This window comes from Rhizobium sp. SVR5-2C (assembly GCF_056755115.1).
In genome coordinates, this window is sequence record NZ_JBNDHT010000651.1 from 1 (window position 1) to 231 (window position 231).

Annotated in this window: 1 protein-coding gene; it reads right to left on the bottom strand. The window is 61.0% G+C overall.

Going from position 1 to position 231, the window contains the following annotated elements:
- On the bottom strand, positions 1-206 hold a 206-nt coding region (locus ACPYOI_RS37250; protein ID WP_481424328.1), incomplete at its 3' end, for a YcjX family protein.
- Between the last annotated feature and the right edge of the window lie 25 nt (positions 207-231).

Below are 231 nucleotides of genomic sequence, written 5' to 3' on the forward strand. Positions count from 1 at the left end.
CCCGCCAAATCTCCCGGCAGAACAAAACGGCCCGGCTGGATGAAATGCAGCCCTTCCTGCTTACACTGATGCAGATACTCCGTCCAGGCCTCGGCAATCGCCGCCAGCCGGTTTTCATCGGCAGGCGCCAGCGGATCCAGGCCTTCGCACAGTTTTCGCCATTTCGTCGACCACTCGGCGCGGTTGCCCTGCAACAGCCCCGTCATCTGTCGTGACCAGTTGAGATAGTCC